General features: G+C 53.6%; 14 protein-coding genes. 8 read left to right on the top strand and 6 right to left on the bottom strand.

The genetic code is table 11. The annotated features are described in order from the left end of the window. The first annotated feature begins 645 nt into the window (after positions 1 to 645). Positions 646 to 759, top strand: coding sequence for a glycoside hydrolase family 55 protein (locus CQ018_RS20875; protein ID WP_219844085.1), 114 nt, complete (start codon positions 646 to 648; stop codon positions 757 to 759). A gap of 102 nt (positions 760 to 861) precedes the next feature. Further along, complete coding sequence (locus CQ018_RS17625; protein ID WP_374954216.1) at positions 862 to 1,740, top strand: right-handed parallel beta-helix repeat-containing protein; 879 nt, start codon at positions 862 to 864, stop codon at positions 1,738 to 1,740. Between the two features lie 584 nt (positions 1,741 to 2,324). On the opposite strand, the gene CQ018_RS17615 is transcribed toward CQ018_RS17625, so the two are convergent. Beyond that, positions 2,325 to 4,541 carry an acyltransferase family protein gene (locus tag CQ018_RS17615; protein WP_105551323.1) on the bottom strand — a complete coding sequence of 739 codons (2,217 nt, stop codon included), beginning with the start codon at positions 4,539 to 4,541 and terminating at the stop codon, positions 2,325 to 2,327. Positions 4,542 to 5,014: 473 nt separating this feature from the next. On the opposite strand from CQ018_RS17615, the gene CQ018_RS17610 reads away from it, so the two are divergent. After that, positions 5,015 to 6,205 (top strand): IS110 family transposase, encoded by a 1,191-nt coding sequence (locus CQ018_RS17610; protein ID WP_105551322.1) that lies wholly within the window; start codon positions 5,015 to 5,017, stop codon positions 6,203 to 6,205. Between the two features lie 560 nt (positions 6,206 to 6,765). Here the strand turns inward: CQ018_RS17610 and CQ018_RS17605 are convergent. Both CQ018_RS17605 and CQ018_RS17600 read right to left on the bottom strand, forming a co-directional pair. Then, positions 6,766 to 7,719 (bottom strand): acyltransferase family protein, encoded by a 954-nt coding sequence (locus CQ018_RS17605; RefSeq protein WP_258142699.1) that lies wholly within the window; start codon positions 7,717 to 7,719, stop codon positions 6,766 to 6,768. Between the two features lie 434 nt (positions 7,720 to 8,153). After that, positions 8,154 to 8,951: an alpha/beta fold hydrolase gene (locus CQ018_RS17600; RefSeq protein WP_105551320.1), complete on the bottom strand. Its 798-nt coding sequence runs from the start codon at positions 8,949 to 8,951 to the stop codon at positions 8,154 to 8,156. 55 nt (positions 8,952 to 9,006) lie between these two features. On the opposite strand from CQ018_RS17600, the gene CQ018_RS17595 reads away from it, so the two are divergent. The 4 genes from CQ018_RS17595 (at position 9,007) to CQ018_RS17585 (ending at position 13,591) form a co-directional block, all read left to right on the top strand. Continuing rightward, positions 9,007 to 10,194 (top strand): acetyl-CoA C-acyltransferase, encoded by a 1,188-nt coding sequence (locus CQ018_RS17595; protein ID WP_105551319.1) that lies wholly within the window; start codon positions 9,007 to 9,009, stop codon positions 10,192 to 10,194. 287 nt (positions 10,195 to 10,481) lie between these two features. Continuing rightward, a complete protein-coding gene (locus tag CQ018_RS20665) occupies positions 10,482 to 10,607 on the top strand; it encodes a hypothetical protein (RefSeq protein WP_258142697.1) in 126 nt (41 codons plus the stop codon). Between the two features lie 292 nt (positions 10,608 to 10,899). Then, positions 10,900 to 11,964: an aldo/keto reductase gene (locus CQ018_RS17590; RefSeq protein WP_105551318.1), complete on the top strand. Its 1,065-nt coding sequence runs from the start codon at positions 10,900 to 10,902 to the stop codon at positions 11,962 to 11,964. Between the two features lie 223 nt (positions 11,965 to 12,187). Next, positions 12,188 to 13,591, top strand: a complete 1,404-nt coding sequence (locus CQ018_RS17585; RefSeq protein WP_258142696.1) for an NAD-dependent succinate-semialdehyde dehydrogenase — start codon at positions 12,188 to 12,190, stop codon at positions 13,589 to 13,591. Positions 13,592 to 13,723: 132 nt separating this feature from the next. Here CQ018_RS17585 and CQ018_RS17580 read toward each other — a convergent pair whose 3' ends face one another. Continuing rightward, on the bottom strand, positions 13,724 to 14,089 hold the full coding sequence (locus CQ018_RS17580) for an META domain-containing protein (protein ID WP_105551316.1): 366 nt from the start codon (positions 14,087 to 14,089) through the stop codon (positions 13,724 to 13,726). A 338-nt stretch (positions 14,090 to 14,427) separates the two neighbouring features. Here CQ018_RS17580 and CQ018_RS17575 point away from each other — a divergent pair, with 338 nt between their 5' ends. Next, on the top strand, positions 14,428 to 15,759 hold the full coding sequence (locus tag CQ018_RS17575) for an AI-2E family transporter (RefSeq protein WP_105551315.1): 1,332 nt from the start codon (positions 14,428 to 14,430) through the stop codon (positions 15,757 to 15,759). 96 nt (positions 15,760 to 15,855) lie between these two features. Here the strand turns inward: CQ018_RS17575 and CQ018_RS17570 are convergent, their stop codons facing one another. Both CQ018_RS17570 and CQ018_RS17565 read right to left on the bottom strand, forming a co-directional pair. Next, positions 15,856 to 16,821 (bottom strand): SH3 domain-containing protein, encoded by a 966-nt coding sequence (locus CQ018_RS17570; RefSeq protein ID WP_105551314.1) that lies wholly within the window; start codon positions 16,819 to 16,821, stop codon positions 15,856 to 15,858. Between the two features lie 261 nt (positions 16,822 to 17,082). Next, positions 17,083 to 17,436: an META domain-containing protein gene (locus tag CQ018_RS17565; RefSeq protein ID WP_105551313.1), complete on the bottom strand. Its 354-nt coding sequence runs from the start codon at positions 17,434 to 17,436 to the stop codon at positions 17,083 to 17,085. Positions 17,437 to 17,514 lie beyond the last annotated feature (78 nt).

Raw genomic sequence — 17,514 nt, 5'->3', positions numbered from 1 at the left:
ATCACCTATTTAAGCGATCTACTAATGGATATATGAGCTAGGTCTTCCGGTTCACAGGTTCGCTCTGCCATACGGCGGGCTGTGGATTTGTCGATAATCCTTGAGCAGCCTCTCGTCCCCGTTTTTATAGCTTGCTATTAGCAAAAGCTTCGGCGTTGGGAGCTGAGCAAACGACGTATTCCTCTGCCACAGACGCTGCTGCGGTATAAATCGCTACAGAGCTGACAACTGAAACTGCAGTGCAACCGACATGAACATAGCTGGACTGCACAGAGATCTGGAACAGGATCGTCGGTGGCTTGTTGGTAGATCAGTTGGTTCCGATCATTAACTAGGAAACCGTCAATAAATCGCTTGCAATGAAAGATGATCCGTTTGAATTCTTCGACGATCTTCTGACAAAGTAGCTCCCCCGCTAAATATTACGAGCGCTTTCAAGCCCCCTCTAATCCCAAATCTTTGACCAGCTGGGGAGGAAGATCTTATATCTATCGGTGGAGAAAAGAAGTTCCCAAGCCCGATAAAAATACGACTCGGACAAATACTCAAGGTAAAAACAGGTCTGGCTGCTGGGAAGGTGCCCGAGGTACAGCTCGCCGAATCCGTCTCTTCGAATCAGTATCCGCCGCGATTGATGAAAAGGCGGTGAAGCGCGGGGAGCTTGAGCTAAACGTTCTAGACTTTGGCGCAAAGGGTGATGGTAGCACCGACGACACAGCAGCGATTCAAGCAACCTGCAGCAGTAGCTTTGGCTGGTGATAGGTTCGGGCGAGTGGTCACTTTCCCTGGCGCACATAGCTCTTACCGCTACACGAAGCTGGCCCTGAGGCCCATTAATCAAGGGTTTGTAACTCTTCGTGGCTGGGCAATGCGACACTCCGTCCACTAGCTTCGGCGGATTCTCAAGATCCATCGTTCACCATCACACCGCAGACCCCCCCAGAATTTATTGGTGCAGGGTATCTGAAGAATGTTGCAGTCGAGAATCTGCCCATCTCCGGAACTGGGTATGCATACACCGATTCGGGGGTTCCTGGCGACCCATACCGAAACCATCGAAAGCGCATTGGGGTTCAGGTCGAAGCAGGGCAGTGGGTCAAGTTCAAGGACGTTACGATTGACCATTTCCGCGTAGGTCTGTTTGCCAGGGACATGTTCGATTCTGAATTCTCCGGCGTGCGATTCCTCCATTGCGGGTATTTTGTAGGGGCCGAAGAAAACGCGGTATTGACCGGCAATTTCGAAACCGGCTACGGATACTCGCTGGTGCTTGGCCGATACCTTGACCAGTCGAACGCCAACAAGTTCATCAACTGCCACTTCGAGGGTGGCCCGTTGTTTGTAGAGACTTTGGACTACTCGCGCCAGAACAATTTCACTGGGTACAAGTTCGAAAACAGAACGCCCGTCGAGGATTCGACCTCTGGAAAGTCCGCAATCAGCTTAGGAATGGGACTGGAAACCCAATTCCTGAACTGCATGTTCACCGAAAACTACAGCCGTCCCGAACACTTCGTTAATGCGCAGACAACGGATAACAGCTACATCGTAGAAAACAACATCCGGCAAGCCAATATGTTCTCTAACTGTCTGTTCTTCGCCAGCACCAAAGCGACCGCTGGCGCTCTCTACTTCAACGGCCATACACCCAATTCAATGGGGGCCAATTCCAGCGCTGTAACGGTTCCTCATATGGATTCCGATTGGGGTCCTTCAACAAGATCATCGGAGCCACAATGACTATGGCCGGGGAAGGTCGCAGGCTGTTCGACTTTGTTAGCAGTCGAAATATAGTCAAAGATAATATCGGTTATGCGGACACCCCCGCTGCATCGGGAGCGACCTACCAAATCGGCACTTCGGTAGAAAACAATGAAGTCTCGAACACCTTCCAGCGCGTTTGGTCGAACATGGTTACCACGACTCGGATAGATTTGGGTAGTAACATCTTCAAGCTGCCACACGCTCCAGCGAAGGGGGCAACGTCAAACACACCAAGCGTGTTTGGCTCCACCGTTGTGGCACTCACTTATGCGGCCCTTACAACCGTGACCAGCCTGATCCAGGGAAGTAACGGACAGCTGGTTAGCCTTCGGTCCACGGATGGTAGAGCCACCATCAACCATGAAGAGGGGCTAACACTCAAAGGTGGGGCTGATAGAGCCTTGAACGTAAACTAATCTATGACCTTGGTTAATGAGTTAGGTATCTGGCGAGAATGTTGACCTAGGCACCTAGGCCAACGGATGTGACGCGCAACTCATAAGTGAAGTCGTCAATATGAAAATGGGTGGGAAGTCTCGCCAAACTTCCCACCCGTTTATCTAGTTCTTCTTTGCTATCGCTACTTGAATCATTTCCGCTAAAGCTGGGGATATGTACTCGCCATACTCCTGCGTGATATGGCTGGCATCGTGCTTCACAGGAATTTCATTGATGACAGCCGGACACAAATTAATTGCGCAGAAAAGCGGACTCGAATCTACAAAGAGTGCACCAGATTTTTGCGCAGCTTTACGTTCGCCGGCAGTTATATTTGTCCACTCTGCGGTCTGCTCGCCTTGGCAAGCTACTGGGCTACTGTTCGCAGTGAAGCAGCGTGACATATTTTTGTCGGCGGGTGCCGGAGTCAGGATTATCGCTTGGCTATTACCCATCTTTCCAAGGTAATTTTCAACGCCCTTGACCCACAGACTTTCTTTGCTCCCTTCACCTTTGAGCTTTGGGATGGCAGCCGTATTTGCGATAAGCACTAGATCCGGCTTTTCAGTCTTGATGTAATCAAGAACCGAGGCTTTATGTTCTGCACATGACTGTGCGTCTTTTTCGCTGTCAAAAACCTTCTCAGCACCAACAAATGGACACCCGAAGCGTCCTCGAATATGGAGCCGCCAATCTAGCTCATCCAAAATGGGGTTGAGCGCTGAAAGCCAGCTGATACTGATTGAGTCGCCAGTTAGGACTACTGTTTTGCTGGCATTTTCTGGGCCCGTGAAGCATTGAGAAATGGCAGCGGCTTCATTGCCACACGAACCTAATGCAGGTGTGGATTTGCCTCCAGCGGCTTCTGACATTGCTTTTTCTGCGGTGCCCCAAGAAGTCATAGTGAGAGCTTTCTCGACTTCTGCAATAACCGCTTTCGCTTCGCTGCCGGCTGTCAGAGAGGCGGTCTCTGCCATTCGGTCTTTTTCTACGACGAGAGAAGCTGATTCATTGGTTGGTGACTCTGCAGACTTCTTCGACTCGTCAAGTTTGGTAGCAATTGCTTCTGCAGCGCGAGCTTCAGAGTTCATTCGGGCTTGCTGGTTGTTACTGACAAGCATCGTAATACCGATGACACTTACCGTGAGGATAGCCAATGCGCCAAGGCTGGCATCCCTATACCAAGTTGGTAGCTTGAAACTTTTCCACGCTGTTGTGCCATTCAGCCAAGGGCTCTTTCGGATTGTGTCTTCCCAGAGGTGGTAAGCAATAACCGCGGCGAGCACCATGATTACTACCTGCACCAATAGTGACAAGACGCCTTCCCATGGGAGTAGCGGGCCAAGAAGAATGATTACGGGAAAATGCCACAGATAGAGGCTGTAAGAAATATTGCCAATGTACGCAGACCCTGGGTTAGTGAGCGGAGCAAGATATTTTTGTTCCCCTCCAATGCCAGAAGCAATCACCAAAACTGTCGATAGTACTGGGAGTAAGGCAGTTGGCGCTGGGAAAGCCATGCTTGAGCTGATCACGAACACGGAGGCAACCATTCCTGCAATGCCAATCCATGCCAGTGCCGGGCGAATACCGTTGCTTATCTTAAGCATTAGAGGCGAAGCTACCGCCAGCAAAGCTCCAAGCCCCAACTCCCATGCCCTCGAGAACGTGGAGAAGTAAGCCATCGTCGGAGAAGCAATGGTTTCAAACATTGCCCAGGCAAATGATGCTGCGCTAATTGCCCCGATCAGCAAGCCGACGATGATTCGGGGGCGGATCTTCGCCGACTGCGATCGTCCGACGAGAATTAGCGCGAGGAGCATGAGCCATGGCCACACGAAGTAGAACTGCTCTTCGACAGCTAATGACCAGAAATGCTGGAGGGGAGATACCGGACCGTCGGCTTGGAAGTAATCAGTTCCCGTAGAAGCAAAACGCCAGTTACCCGAGAAGAGCGTGGCCCAAACCCCATCCCAGAGTACGGACATTGCCCGAGACTTGTTTAGGAGAAGGAATGAGGCTCCTACTGTGACAGCAAGTACCAGCGTTGCGGCGGGGAGAATTCGCTTGATTCTTCCCTTATAGAAGTTCCAGAAGCTGATCTTTCCAGTTTTTTCCCATTCGCGCATGAGGTGCCCGGTAATTAGGAACCCTGAAATGACGAAGAAGATATCCACACCGACGAATCCGCCAGATGGCCATCCCAGAAGATGATCAAGAATTACGACGATGACCGCAAAAGCTCGTAGCCCTTGAATGTCTAGCCGGAATCCGTTCTTCGCCGGAGAGCTTGGTTTTTTTCTCCGGTCGGAACGCAGCATAGTTGCGCCTGAAGGCATAGCAATTACTCCCCGAAATATGCGACTGAATCTCGGTTAGTTTATCCAGCATATTTTTCGAAACCTAAACCTCTCGAAATATGTGCACCTATCTGCCGGGATAGTAGGCACTCACTGCGTCGGCTTTGTCGAGAATAGTGCAGTGCCCTCGATAGGATCGGTGCATGACACGTTAACACAGAGGAATCCCCCCCGTTGCCGTTTTAGCATCCCTACTCCCGAACCTTATGGGCAAGGATGGGGATGCTGGCCTGTCGGTCCCGGCATGGTTCTTCCCCCCCCAGTTAATTTCAATGATCCGGGGGGTGCTGCCACCGGGGCCCGATAGGCACCGAGGACATCGCTAATAGGGGCCGGGCCAGGACAGAAACCTCTATCCAAGGTCGGGCGTAACGTGGAAGCCGAGCCGCGGAGCCGCAGGACAAGCCAGCACCGTTTCATCCGTTAAACCCAGGCTTTACGGAAGGTGCGCAATGATCAAGGACCACGAAACCATCGACGTATTCATCGGCGTCGATGTCGGCAAGAACGACCACCACGCGGTGGCACTGAACAAGACCGGTAAAAAGCTACTGGACAAGGCGTTGCCGCAGGACGAAGCCAAACTCAAGGCCATGCTCAAGACCCTGTCCACACATGGACGACTGCTCTTCGTGGTGGACCAACCAGCGGCCATCGGTGCATTGCCGGTCGCCGTCGCCCAAGCCCAGGGAATCGAGGTCGGCTACCTACCAGGGCTTGCCATGCGCCGGATCGCAGATTTGCATCCTGGCGAGGCCAAGACTGATGCGCGAGACGCCCTGATAATCGCTTCAGCGGCCCGCACCATGCCCCACACTCTGCGCAACGTGGAGATCGCCGATGAACAAGTCGCCGAACTGAGCATGCTCTGCGGATTCAGAGACGATCTAACCAAGGAAGGCACCGCGACCTCCAACCGGATTCGCGGCCTGCTCACCCACATCCACCCAGCCTTGGAACGGGTCATCGGCCAGCATCTGGACCATCCAGCAATGCTAGAACTCCTAGCCAAATACTCAACCCCCACAACCCTGCGACGAGCAGGGAAGTCTCGGGTGGAAACACTACTGCGCAAGCACGCTCCACGGGCTTGGAAACGCTGGGTTCCACAATTTTTTGAGGCCATAGATCAACAGACGGTGGTCGTGCCAGGGACCGAGGCTGCAGGCACGGCACTGGGCCATCAAGCTCGCTCTTTGGCCCAGAATCTCACGGCCCGTGCCGACGTCCTGCCCCTGATCCAGGCCTTGGTCGAGGCACACCCGCTGCACGAACTGCTCACCTCACTGCCAGGGGTTGGAATCAAGACCGCCGCCCGAATCCTCACCGAGGTCAGTGGCAAGGAATTCGCCACCCCGGGACATTTAGCCTCATACGCGGGGTTGGCACCGGTGACGTGGAGATCCGGAACTTCGATCCGCGGGGACCACTCCTCCAAGAAAGGAAACAAGGTCCTCAAGTGCGCGCTTTATCTCTCGGCGTTCGCCTCGATCTCCTCCAAAGACCCCACTTCGAGGATCTACTACGACAAGAAACGCACCCAAGGGAAAAACCATACCCAAGCCGTGATCGCACTGGCCCGCCGACGCTGCAACGTCCTGTTCGCCATGCTGCGCGACGGAACGCTCTATGACGTCGCCTGACCAGAGCTATCGGCAGCCTGAAACACCGTTCAGAAACCTACTAATACACAGCCATCCGGGTCAGCACCACCGCTCCGAACTTCTTTGCCATGCCCGGAACCTGAACAAGAAATTCCAGAAAAACCGGCGCTACCCCTTGACGAACCAGATAGGCCCCCGAGCCGCAAGGCCGGGAATTCAATATTGGAGATCAATAGCGCTGCTCGTGAGCAGGCAATCAAGCGATAAACTGCCGACGCTGATCGAAGTATCGCCCGATTATCCTCTGCTTTTGAGACGGGAGGCAACGAAAGCTCCGACTTTGAGCTCTTGTCCCGATCTGACGCTGACATTGTCTTGCAGCAAATAATGACAGTTCAGCGGGCCACGGGACGGGTCACTTTCGGGCCGCGATTCCCCATGGCCATGCCACATATGACCACCTTGAAGCGTCCGTTTGCTTCGGTGGTTGGAATTGGAGCAGAGTACTTCGACACCACACTCGGCAAGAAGCCTTACAGCGTTGGTGTGGCGTGGGTGGACGGTGGGGGCTGGCGAAGTTTCCTGATGCCTGTCTTGTATCACTCCCAATAGTGCTTCGGAAAGCCGTGCGCGGGACAGCATGAGCCCCCGCCCAAGGGGATCAAGAATGCCACCGAAGCTACAACTGAGAGTGGGATCGATGATGCTTCGGGACGCAGCATCCACAGGATGAATGGGTGCAAGATTATTACAGCCAGACTGCCATTCGCCACCTTTGCTAAGACGTGCCCGACGCGCTGTGGAATATCTGGCGCAGCGGTTGCTGCAATCATTAGCGAGCCGCCGATCAGTATCGCGACGCCAACAGCCGCTGGCGGGAATTCTCCGGATTTCATGTCGACTGGAATGAAATCTTCCATAGTCAGGAGGATGGCTGCGGCCAATGCCAAGAATCCGACCGCTACGGCGAAGAGTACTCCGTCGGCGAACTTCCCTTGTAGTGCGCGAAGGGCTCGACCTGCTTCCAGGAATACAAGTGCTCCGAGCGCCGTAGCAGCTGACAATGGAACCAGCGCGAGTTCGTGGCCAGCAAGCATGTTCGCTACAAGTCCAGCTGCCACGCCGCTCAGCCTCACCCACGACGGAAATTTTGACAAAGCGCGGTAGATGACCGTGGAAAAGAATAGAGCAGTGAAGAACCAGAACGTTGTCAGAGGGCGCTCCGCATCTGACCCGCCCAGAAGCACACCTTGCACAGCATTCCGTATAGACGAAAGGTCGATCAGAACCCGGACAAGAAGGCTAACCATACCTATGATGGCCAGCCACCATAGGTATGGCACAAGCAAAGCGTGCCATCGCTTACTTGCTTCCTGCCCAACGCTTCGATGCCCAGACCAGAAGTAACCGGATAGCATGAAGAATATCGGCAGCCTCCAACTTTGAATCAGCCGATCCAATGTTTCATTGTTCGTATAAACATGCCCGATCACGATGGCGACCAGCGCAAAGATACGCAACGCATCGATGCTGGCAATATACTTTTTTGGCAACTGCGTTTCATAAAGTGTTTTGGATTCTGTTATTTCCTAAAGGTTTCTGACAGAAAACTCCCTCAGTCTACCGTCTGACTGGGTGGTTAGTCGTAAACGGAAATGCCAATGGTCACACCTATCACCGGTTCAGTGGCTTATCCGCAGGACAACAAATTCCTCTGGCTGGCACAGAAACGTGGCGCGATCTTCCGACGTGGATCCTACGTGAGAATTAATAGATGTAATCTTATTTTCCATCCAACATTCACGACGTAGAAATATTTATTTGGACACGATGATTGGAATTAAACACAAAAATGGTTAAGAAATCCATATTTATTTTCCGTTACTGACGTATTGTTTTTCATCGACCAAAAGTTTAGAAACGTGATTTAATCATTCGAGTTCGCACTCATCATAAGATAATCAGTAAAATTCAAGAAGCTGCGTTGCTAGGCCTTCTCGTGACTCCTGATAAATGGCAAGATCTCATCCACGATTGGTTCCACCGGGAATAGTGTTCCACCGTGCATGCGTCCGGGAAGTTCTACAAGCCGGGCATCTGGCATGAGGGACTCCATGATGCGTGAATGCTCGATGCGCGGCCAATCGCGGGTCCCTGTCATCAATAACGCGGGGGTGCTGATCTGTCGGAGCAGTATTTCGCTGATTCCTGCCCCGGATTCTGTTGCCTCAAAGTAGGCGGCTAGGGCCAATGGATCGTTGGAGGCAAAGGCTAGCCGGGTGGCCGGGTCAAGTTTTCCTCCGCCGGTTTCCATTCCAGAGATGAAGCCCTCAATGTCTCCGGCCTTGAGTACCTCTAGGTATCCGTCGAAGAACAGTGCGGCAAGTTGTCCGGCCTCGATCGCGTGTGTTCCGCCGAGCATGGAAAGCGAGCGCACCTTATGTGGGGAGCGGGCGGCCAGAGCCAGGCCTACACGTGCACCAAAAGAATATCCAACGATATGTACCGAGTCATGTCCCGTGGCATCCAATACCGCGTTTACATCCCCGAGCATTGCCTCCATCGAGTAGTCGGTTGCTGCATGGGGTTTTGATGAGCGCCCGTGCCCGCGCAGATCCATGCGGATGGTTGAGAATTCGGGCTCAAAGGCGCGTACGTAGCCAAGACCGCGCCAGATGGAACGTGAAAGCGCCGATCCGTGCAGAAACAATACTGGCGGGGCATCTGTGGAGCTGGCGTCGAAATAGATAGGGTTAGAATCAACCGGATTTACTGCATAGGGCATACCCACGAGCTTATGGCAATGGTGCCATGTCCCAATAACCCGAAGGACAGTTGCGATGAATGATGATCTAACACCCGTGATTATTGCCGGGGCTCGAACTCCCTTTGGAAAATTCCGTGGTGCGCTTTCTTCGGTTCAGGTCAATGACCTTGGCGCTCACGCGATCAAGGCAGCATTGGAGCGCAGTGGAGTTCCTGCATCCGAGATTGGGTATGTGATTGTTGGCCAGGTAATCCTCGCCGGTGCTGGTCAGGGACCGGCACGTCAGGCTTCCATCAAGGCGGGGATCAGTTACAACGTCCCCACCGTGACCATCAATAAATTGTGCCTTTCCGGGCTCACAGCAGTCATTGATGCGGCGCGGATGATTCGTTGCGGTGAAGCGGACTTCATTGTTGCCGCCGGTCAAGAATCCATGTCGAATGCTCCTCACCTGGTGCGAGGTATGCGTACGGGGTTGGCCATTGGAGATCGTGGGATGGAAGATTCGCTGAACCATGACGGTTTGGCAGATCCATTCACCGGTGAGTTGATGGGCTCTGCAACGGATCGCGGTAATCAACAGCTACATATTCCGCGTACGGAACAGGATGCCTTCGCCGCTGCCTCACATCAACGTGCGGCGGCTGCACGCCAAGCCCTCAATGAAGAGATCGCACCGATGAGCATCCCGCAGCGTCGTGGCGAAGAAATTGTTGTTTCCCAGGATGAAGGCATTCGTCCAGAGACAACTGTTGAACAGCTCGCTGCGCTGCGTCCCGCATTCTCAAAGGATCCCGGTGCGAGCATTACCGCTGGAACTTCCTCACCACTTTCTGATGGTGCCGCAGCTTTGGTGGTTGCTTCCAAGGGGGCAGCACGCAAGGCCGGGTTGAGTTGGCTCTGTGAGATTGGGGCACACGGTCAGACGGCGGGCCCCGATGGTTCTTTGCATTCCCAGCCGAGCTCCTCAATTCTTGCGGCTCTTGCCAAGGAAGGATTGAAGCCAGCTGATCTTGATTTGATTGAAATCAATGAGGCGTTCGCCTCGGTGGTCTTACAGTCTGCCAAGGACTTGGGGGTAGATCCGGCGGTGATCAACCGTGAGGGTGGAGCCATCGCATTGGGGCATCCCGTGGGGGCTTCGGGTACCAGGCTTGCTCTGCACCAGGCCATGGAGTTGGCGCGCCGTGGAACTGGTGTTGGGGTTGTGTCCCTCTGTGGTGGCGGCGGCCAGGGCGATGCCTTGATTTTGCGGGCCTAATTTCACACCTGCTTATGTGCCCTTATACAGCCTACGCATAGCTTCATTTTCTATAGTTGTAGATACCTCATGAAGGTGCGAGTGATGAGAGCACCGGTTAGATTCAAGGTTTATTCCCCCAAACCTTCTGACCGGTGCTCAACCCTTTTAACAGGTATTTTCTGGGTGAAAGATGCTAATCATTCTCTTCTCTCGACATTGAATGCGCATGCGACCACACTGGATTTATCGGAGTCCGCTAAAAATTGAGTCTCCGTCCTATTGCGGAATCATAAGGAGCACAGCTGATGAGCGAACAGCCAGGCGTCGAAGCCACCGAAGAAGAACACCACGCAAGTGAGCATGATGAGGCGTTGGTCGAAGAATGGGAAAACGAATCTTTCCCGGCATCAGATCCGCCCTCAAATTACTAACTCCGTGCGTACTACCAAGTAATCCACAGCCCATACCCAGCTTTGCAAAATATGCTGAAGCTACCTTCTCAAGGTGCGAGTGATCAGAAGAACCGGTCGCGGCGGAGTTTCACCTCCTTAGCCGTCACGACCGGTTCTTCACTTTTAACCACACCCCACCAAATTGGTTGAAAAACATGCGCCGCAGGCCATAGCGTGTGGACGATAGTGCAAGGATAGAAGCACAATAAAGTGGGGTTTTGAAAACCCCGCCAAATTCCACGATTCCTAATTGCAGGAGATACACCCCCCTATGGCCGAAGACATCAGGTACAACCCGGTACCAGAGACTCATGCACCCTACGTAGCCGCCGCTGATCGCTACGCTTCAACCGGATACCGCCGGGTTGGAAACTCCGGCTTGATCCTGCCTCCAATTTCTTTGGGTCTGTGGTGGAACTTTGGGGATAACCGTCCCTTCGACACCCAACGCGAAGTCTTGCGCCACGCATTTGATCACGGAATCACGCATTTTGATTTGGCCAACAACTACGGCCCGCCGTATGGCTCTGCCGAAGAAAACTTTGGCCGCATGCTGCGTGGAGATTTCAAGGCGTACCGCAATGAAATGATCATCTCTTCCAAGGCTGGCTGGGATATGTGGCCGGGTCCCTACGGGAATCTTGGTTCACGCAAGTACATCATGGCCTCTGCGGATGAATCCCTTGCGCGCATGGGTCTTGAATACGTTGATATCTTCTACTCCCACCGCCCCGATCCGGACACTCCCATCGAGGAAACCATTGGGGCCCTTGACACCTTGGTACGTCAGGGCAAGGCCCTGTATGTGGGGATTTCTTCATACTCCCCCGAACGCACCGCCGAGGCCGCTCGCGTCGCCAAGGAAATGGGCACCCCGCTGGTGATTCACCAGCCGTCCTACTCGATGCTCAATCGCTGGGTTGAGGATGGACTTCTGGATACCTTGAAGGAACATGGCATGGGTTCGATTGCCTTCACCCCACTTGCCCAGGGCCTATTGACCAACAAGTACCTGGATAATGATGCTGCTGTTCCGGCCGGTGGCCGCACCTCACTTGCCGGACATTTGACTGAGGAAAACCTCTCCAAGGCTCGTAATCTCAACCGGGTAGCCTCCGAGCGTGGACAAACCTTGGCACAGCTTGCCGTTGCCTGGCTCTTGCGTGACGGCGGTGCGACATCGGTGCTCATGGGCGCCTCATCCACCAAACAACTTGATGAGAATCTTGGGGCCCTGCAGAACACCAGCTTCAGCGCCGAGGAACTAGATCTCATTGACAGGATCGTGACCGGAGAGGCTGGTATCGATCACTGGCGCGGTGCCGCAACCAGCTAGACCCCATGATCAGAGTTCACAAAATCCTACGAATCTACGAAATTCGTAGGATTTTGTGTGCTTAACAACGAAAACCGAAGTAGGCTATTTCGCTTACTGCGGATATGCTCATATACCGCGCGTGACAGGGTTCACAAATCGCAGTTTTCGCGAGATGATGAATCCAGACCAGGCGCGCAAGAGTAGATTTTCGCCGCCCAGCGATTACAGAAGGAGCACGGCAGTGACCGCCAACGCCCAGACGAATACAGCCACAGGCTACCGAGTTATCAACCCCGCCACCGGTGCCGTGGTTGAAGAATTCGCAACCGCAACCGACGCAGAAGTTCAGGAAGCACTTGCAGCAGCCGAAGCTGGCTTCCAGTCCTGGAAAAACGTTGACATCAACGAACGCGCAAAGATCGTCACCCGCGTAGGCGAGCTCTTCGCCGAGCGCTCCGACGAACTTGCCGCGATCATCACCGAGGAAATGGGCAAGCCACTGTCCGAATCCAAGGGTGAAGCCGAGTTCTGCAAGGACATCTTCGAGTACTTCGCAACCGAAGGACCAACCCTGGCAGCGGATCAGGAAATCAAGACCATTGGTGGCGGCAAGGCCGTCATCGAACGTCTTCCGGTTGGTCCGTTGCTGGGCATCATGCCGTGGAACTACCCGTACTACCAGGTTGCCCGCTTCGTGGCTCCTAACCTGATGCTGGGTAACACCATCGTGCTCAAGCACGCGGAAGCTTGCCCACGCTCCGCTCTGGCCATCCAAAAGATCATGGATGATGCTGGTATTCCTGCAGGCGTGTACAACAATGTCTTCGCTACCCACGATCAGATTTCCACCATCATCGAAGACTCCCGCATTCAGGGTGTCTCGCTGACCGGTTCGGAGCGTGCTGGCGCCATCATTGGTGAGCAGGCAGGACGCAACCTGAAGAAGGCTGTGCTCGAACTTGGCGGTTCGGATCCATACGTGATCCTTGATTCGGCCGATCTTGCCGCAGATGCCGCAACCGCGTGGGCTACCCGTATGGAGAACACCGGCCAGGCCTGTAACTCCAACAAGCGCATGATCATCATGGAAGACATCTACGATGAGTTCGTTGCAGAACTGACCAAGCTCGCTGAGGGTCTGGTCCCGGGCAACCCGGCAGAAGAAGTAGAGGGCACCTTCGGCCCGCTCTCCACCCGCGGCGCTGCCGAGGGCGTTGCCGCACAGGTTCAGGATGCCATCGACAAGGGTGCAACCCTGCATGCCGGTGGTGTACTGCATGATGGTCCGGGAGCGTACCTGTCCCCCACCATCATCTCCGGTATCACCAAGGAAATGCGTGCCTACTACGAAGAGCTCTTCGGCCCGGTAGCAATCGTCTACAAGGTGTCCTCGGACGAAGAAGCACTGGAATTGGCAAACGACACCCAGTACGGTCTGGGCGGCGCTGTCTTCTCCACTGACCCGGCACGTGCAGCCAAGGTCGCAGCTGGCCTGCAGGTTGGCATGGCAAATGTCAACGCACCGGCAGCCGAAGGTGCAGATATGCCTTTCGGTGGCGTCAAGCGTTCGGGCTTCGGTCGCGAACTTGGACCGCTGGGCATGGAAGAGTTCGTCAACAAGCGCCTCTTCTACGTAGCCGACTAATTATTGGTTACACAGCATCTCTAGCTACATGAGTTGGCCGGGTGTTCCGCAACGGAACACCCGGCCAACTCATTTAAGTAAGACTTCCTCGTCCCCCCTGCTGTGGCGATGCCGAATGGAATTTTAGAATTTCTATTGATCTTGGTGCTCCAAGGTACCAATTTTGGCGTCCTGGGCATTGTGGATTTCCAGAGTCTTATTTACGATCTTGGCGCTCGCAGCATCCGAAAGCCACGTATCGACTCCCTCACAGAACATACGGGTTCCGGCCAACTGGCTGAAAGTGATATTCCCGTCGGCTTCGGCCCAATTGCCAATCAGACGGTTACACCCATCTGTGCCATGCAGAGTTCCACCATCTTCAATGACTAATTGTGGTTTACCCTCTTCACTTACACCCCACGTTCCAACGGGGTTCGGGCTCGCGCTACCACCAGTAGCACAAGCGGACACGAGCAAGATAGCGCCCAAGGCAGCAACGAGACCGATTTTCTTCATGTGGCCAGCTTACGTCTTGCTCCGTTGTCAAACGGGAATTATTCGATTGGATTCAAATTTATGACAGGTTTCACGCGTTCCTGTGTCTTGTCTGTTCACAGGCCAAGAAATTGGCCAATGCCTCACCTTGATTTCATATTCGCTTATACATTTTCATCAAAGGCCGTGGGCAGACCTCGCGCCACCCAACCAATCGGTGAAGCACTCGATCAGTACCCAAACGCTGGCCAACTGGCCATCTATCGGGCGCACTCTGCGCTAAAGGTATTGCGAAATCTCTTGGATGTGCTCTTGGCACATAGAGTAGAGGCAGTTGTCCAAGCACAAGGAGCATGCGCATGTCAGAGAAGCAATCACGGCGAAAAGGTAGGGCCCGTTTAGTTCCGGACGAGCCGATCGCCTCAAGCGTCATTGTGAAGCCGCCGGTTCACACGGTGACCAATCTATGGACCGATGGTTTGGGCCGCGTAGCAATCCGTGCGGTTCAGGTACTCATCGTTGGTGTGCTCGCTGCATTCATTGTCATTGGCATACTTCGGCTCAGCCTCATTGCTCTACCGGTCTTGCTTGCGCTGATCCTTTCTAGCGCCTTATGGCCATTGGTTCGCCTACTCAGAAAATTTATGCCAGCAATGCTTGCGGCATGGACCGTCTTTCTTGGTTCACTATTGGTTCTGGGCGGCATTGGCACGCTCCTTGTTTATTCGGTACTTGCCGAATGGCCAAAACTCGTCGATAAGGGAATCGAAGGGTTTAACAAACTTCAGGGCATGCTTGATCAATTACCGTGGAAGATCTCCCAAGAACAAATCGATCAGGCCATTAAACAAGCAACCGATTTCCTGACAAGCTCCCAATTTAGCGCCGGAGCTTTGAGCGGTATCTCGGCCGCAGGCAACTTCTTCACGGGTCTGGTCCTATTGCTGGTGATCCTGTTCTTCTTCCTTAAAGATGGGGATCGGATCTGGGCATTCTTTGTTTCCTGGGTGCCAGCACACCAAAAGCACCGTTGGTTGGCCTCGGGTGAACGTACAGTGGAAACACTTGGCGGCTACATGCGCGGCACCTCAACCGTCGCCGCAGTTGATGCACTAGGTATTACCGCTGCGCTGCTCATCCTCCAGGTTCCATTGGCCATTCCACTAGGTGTTGTGGTCTTTATGAGTTCCTTCATCCCGCTGGTTGGTGCTACCTTTGCAGGTATTCTTGCCACACTTATCGCGCTTGTGACAAATGGTCCGGTGGTTGCCTTAATCGTCTTGGGCGCCGTGATTCTGGTGAACCAGCTTGAAGGTAACTTCTTACAACCTGTGGTCATGGCCCATGCGCTGAACCTTCATGCGCTTGTTGTCTTGCTGGCATTGGCAGCTGGCACAGTGCTTGGCGGCCTTGTGGGCGCCGTTCTTGCGGTTCCGCTCATGGCAGTGGCTTGGTCAATCACCAAAATTTGGACAGATCGAGATGTACGGCCCCCCGCCACCGACAAGGACGAAAAACCCGATGTTCCATCCACTGCCCGCATCTTGGCACATGTTGAAGCGCGCATCGATGAACTAGCAGAGCCCCATACCAGCCTGCCGGGTGCTGGTTCAAGCACGGCGGATCAGAAGCCTTCGGTTCAAGAGCCACCGGTAAATAATGCAGAAACCCCACCGGAAACCGCGACCTAGAAGCGATTGATCTTTGCGCCTCAAGCAATGAGCGTGGGTACTTCCCTTAGGGAAAGTACCCACGCTCATTGCTATTAAGCTCAAACGCCAAGAATGCTAACGCGCACCTTCATCTGTGGCATTGGTATTAATCCAACCTTCAAAGCGACCGTAGCGTACCTTGGCCCACGGGCCTTTGGCCCCTATAACTTCGACTCGTTCTCCGGGCTTAATATGGACCAAAGCCCGATAATTAGCAGATGCTCCCTGATAAAGGGTCGTTTCGATTACCGTATGCAAAACTCCCGATGAAACATGCCTCTCGACCAACTGGCTTGCCGGTACCCATCCTTGGATTCCTTCAAGGATGACCCGACGCCAGTCACCAAGCGTTGCATTCACGCGAACTAAGGTTCCGGCCTGCAAGATGCGCAGCACCGGGTAATGGTCGCCGGCTCCGCTACGCACGTTCAGCCGAACGGTAGTTGTGCATTCACTAATGTCTTGCTCTTGAATACCGCTAGCCTTGCGTTTCACTGCGACTGGTTCAAGGTAGGCAGCAGGGACCCATCCAATATGTCGGCCGGTTGAGATTTTGGTCCAAGTACCCGATTCTTCGAGCTTGCGCACCATCATGGATCCGGGCAAGACCTGCTGCACCGGATAGTTGGTTCCCGAGCCCTTGCGCAAATTAAGATCCGCTGTGGTGCGATGATCTGGAACGAATTCTGCTTCCAGCACCTCGGCCGGGCTTGGCGCACTGCGCGAACTAAATGTTGATTTTTCAGACTTTGCGCTGCGTTCGGCTGTGGAAATTACTGGTATTGCTTGAGGCACCAGCATAATTCGTTCAAGGCATTGAACCGGGAGCCAGCCAAAGACCTGGCCAAATTGAACGCTCGCCCACAAACCATTGATACGCAATAAATACACGCTCGATAGGGCCGGGATAATCTGTTGTGTTGCGTAATGCCGGCCGGCGCCCTTGCGAAGTTTTAGCTCTGCTGTGGTCTGATGTGTTGGCCCACGAACGTCTAAGGGAAGAGACTGCGGGCTGGTTCGTGCGAAATCATGTTTCTTCATCTGGCGGACCCGCCGCCATGACCAAATGCCCCGAGGGATGCGTGTACGTGAAACACGTTTTTGACGACCTCACTGGGAGCTAGAAGGATGATGCCGGAAAACACCGGATAAACCCCGATTTTGTTCTCTCGGGACCATGCTGAGGCTTAAGTAAACGTCAGGGCACACCTACATGCTATTGCACCGGGCACTAAGGCCCCCAGTCCGGGACTGGGGGCCTTAGTCACACGATGAATTTGTTTTGATTTTCACCCGAAAAGATTATTCTGTTTCAGTATCCGGGGCGGCTGTTTCACGGCGTTCCAAAGAACCTAAGACTGTTGCTTCGGCATTCGAAACAACCAGCTTCGCATCAACTACGGTGACCGTTGTTGCATCACTGATCCAAGTATCAATATCCTGGCAAAACATCATGGTTGAAGCCATCTGTTTAAGCTCAACTGAACCGTCCGCTTTGAGTTCCCAGGAACCGAAAATTCGATTGCATCCATCCGATCCACTGACCCTAAAATCTTCAAGTACAAATTCAAGGCTCGCTTGGCCGCGTTCTTCACGGCCCCACGCACCTAAGAATGGTTCTGGTGTTGGATTCACTGGCGTTGAGGTTTCACTCATACTGAACTCCAAACAAAGCTAGTGGACGGGTATCTGCCAGGATGACCAAACCGATGGACTCTCTCAGATGGTGCTTAT

Source organism: Arthrobacter sp. MYb227, assembly GCF_002975435.1.
GTDB lineage: Bacteria > Actinomycetota > Actinomycetes > Actinomycetales > Micrococcaceae > Paeniglutamicibacter.
This window is presented reverse-complemented; position numbering and strand designations above follow the sequence as displayed.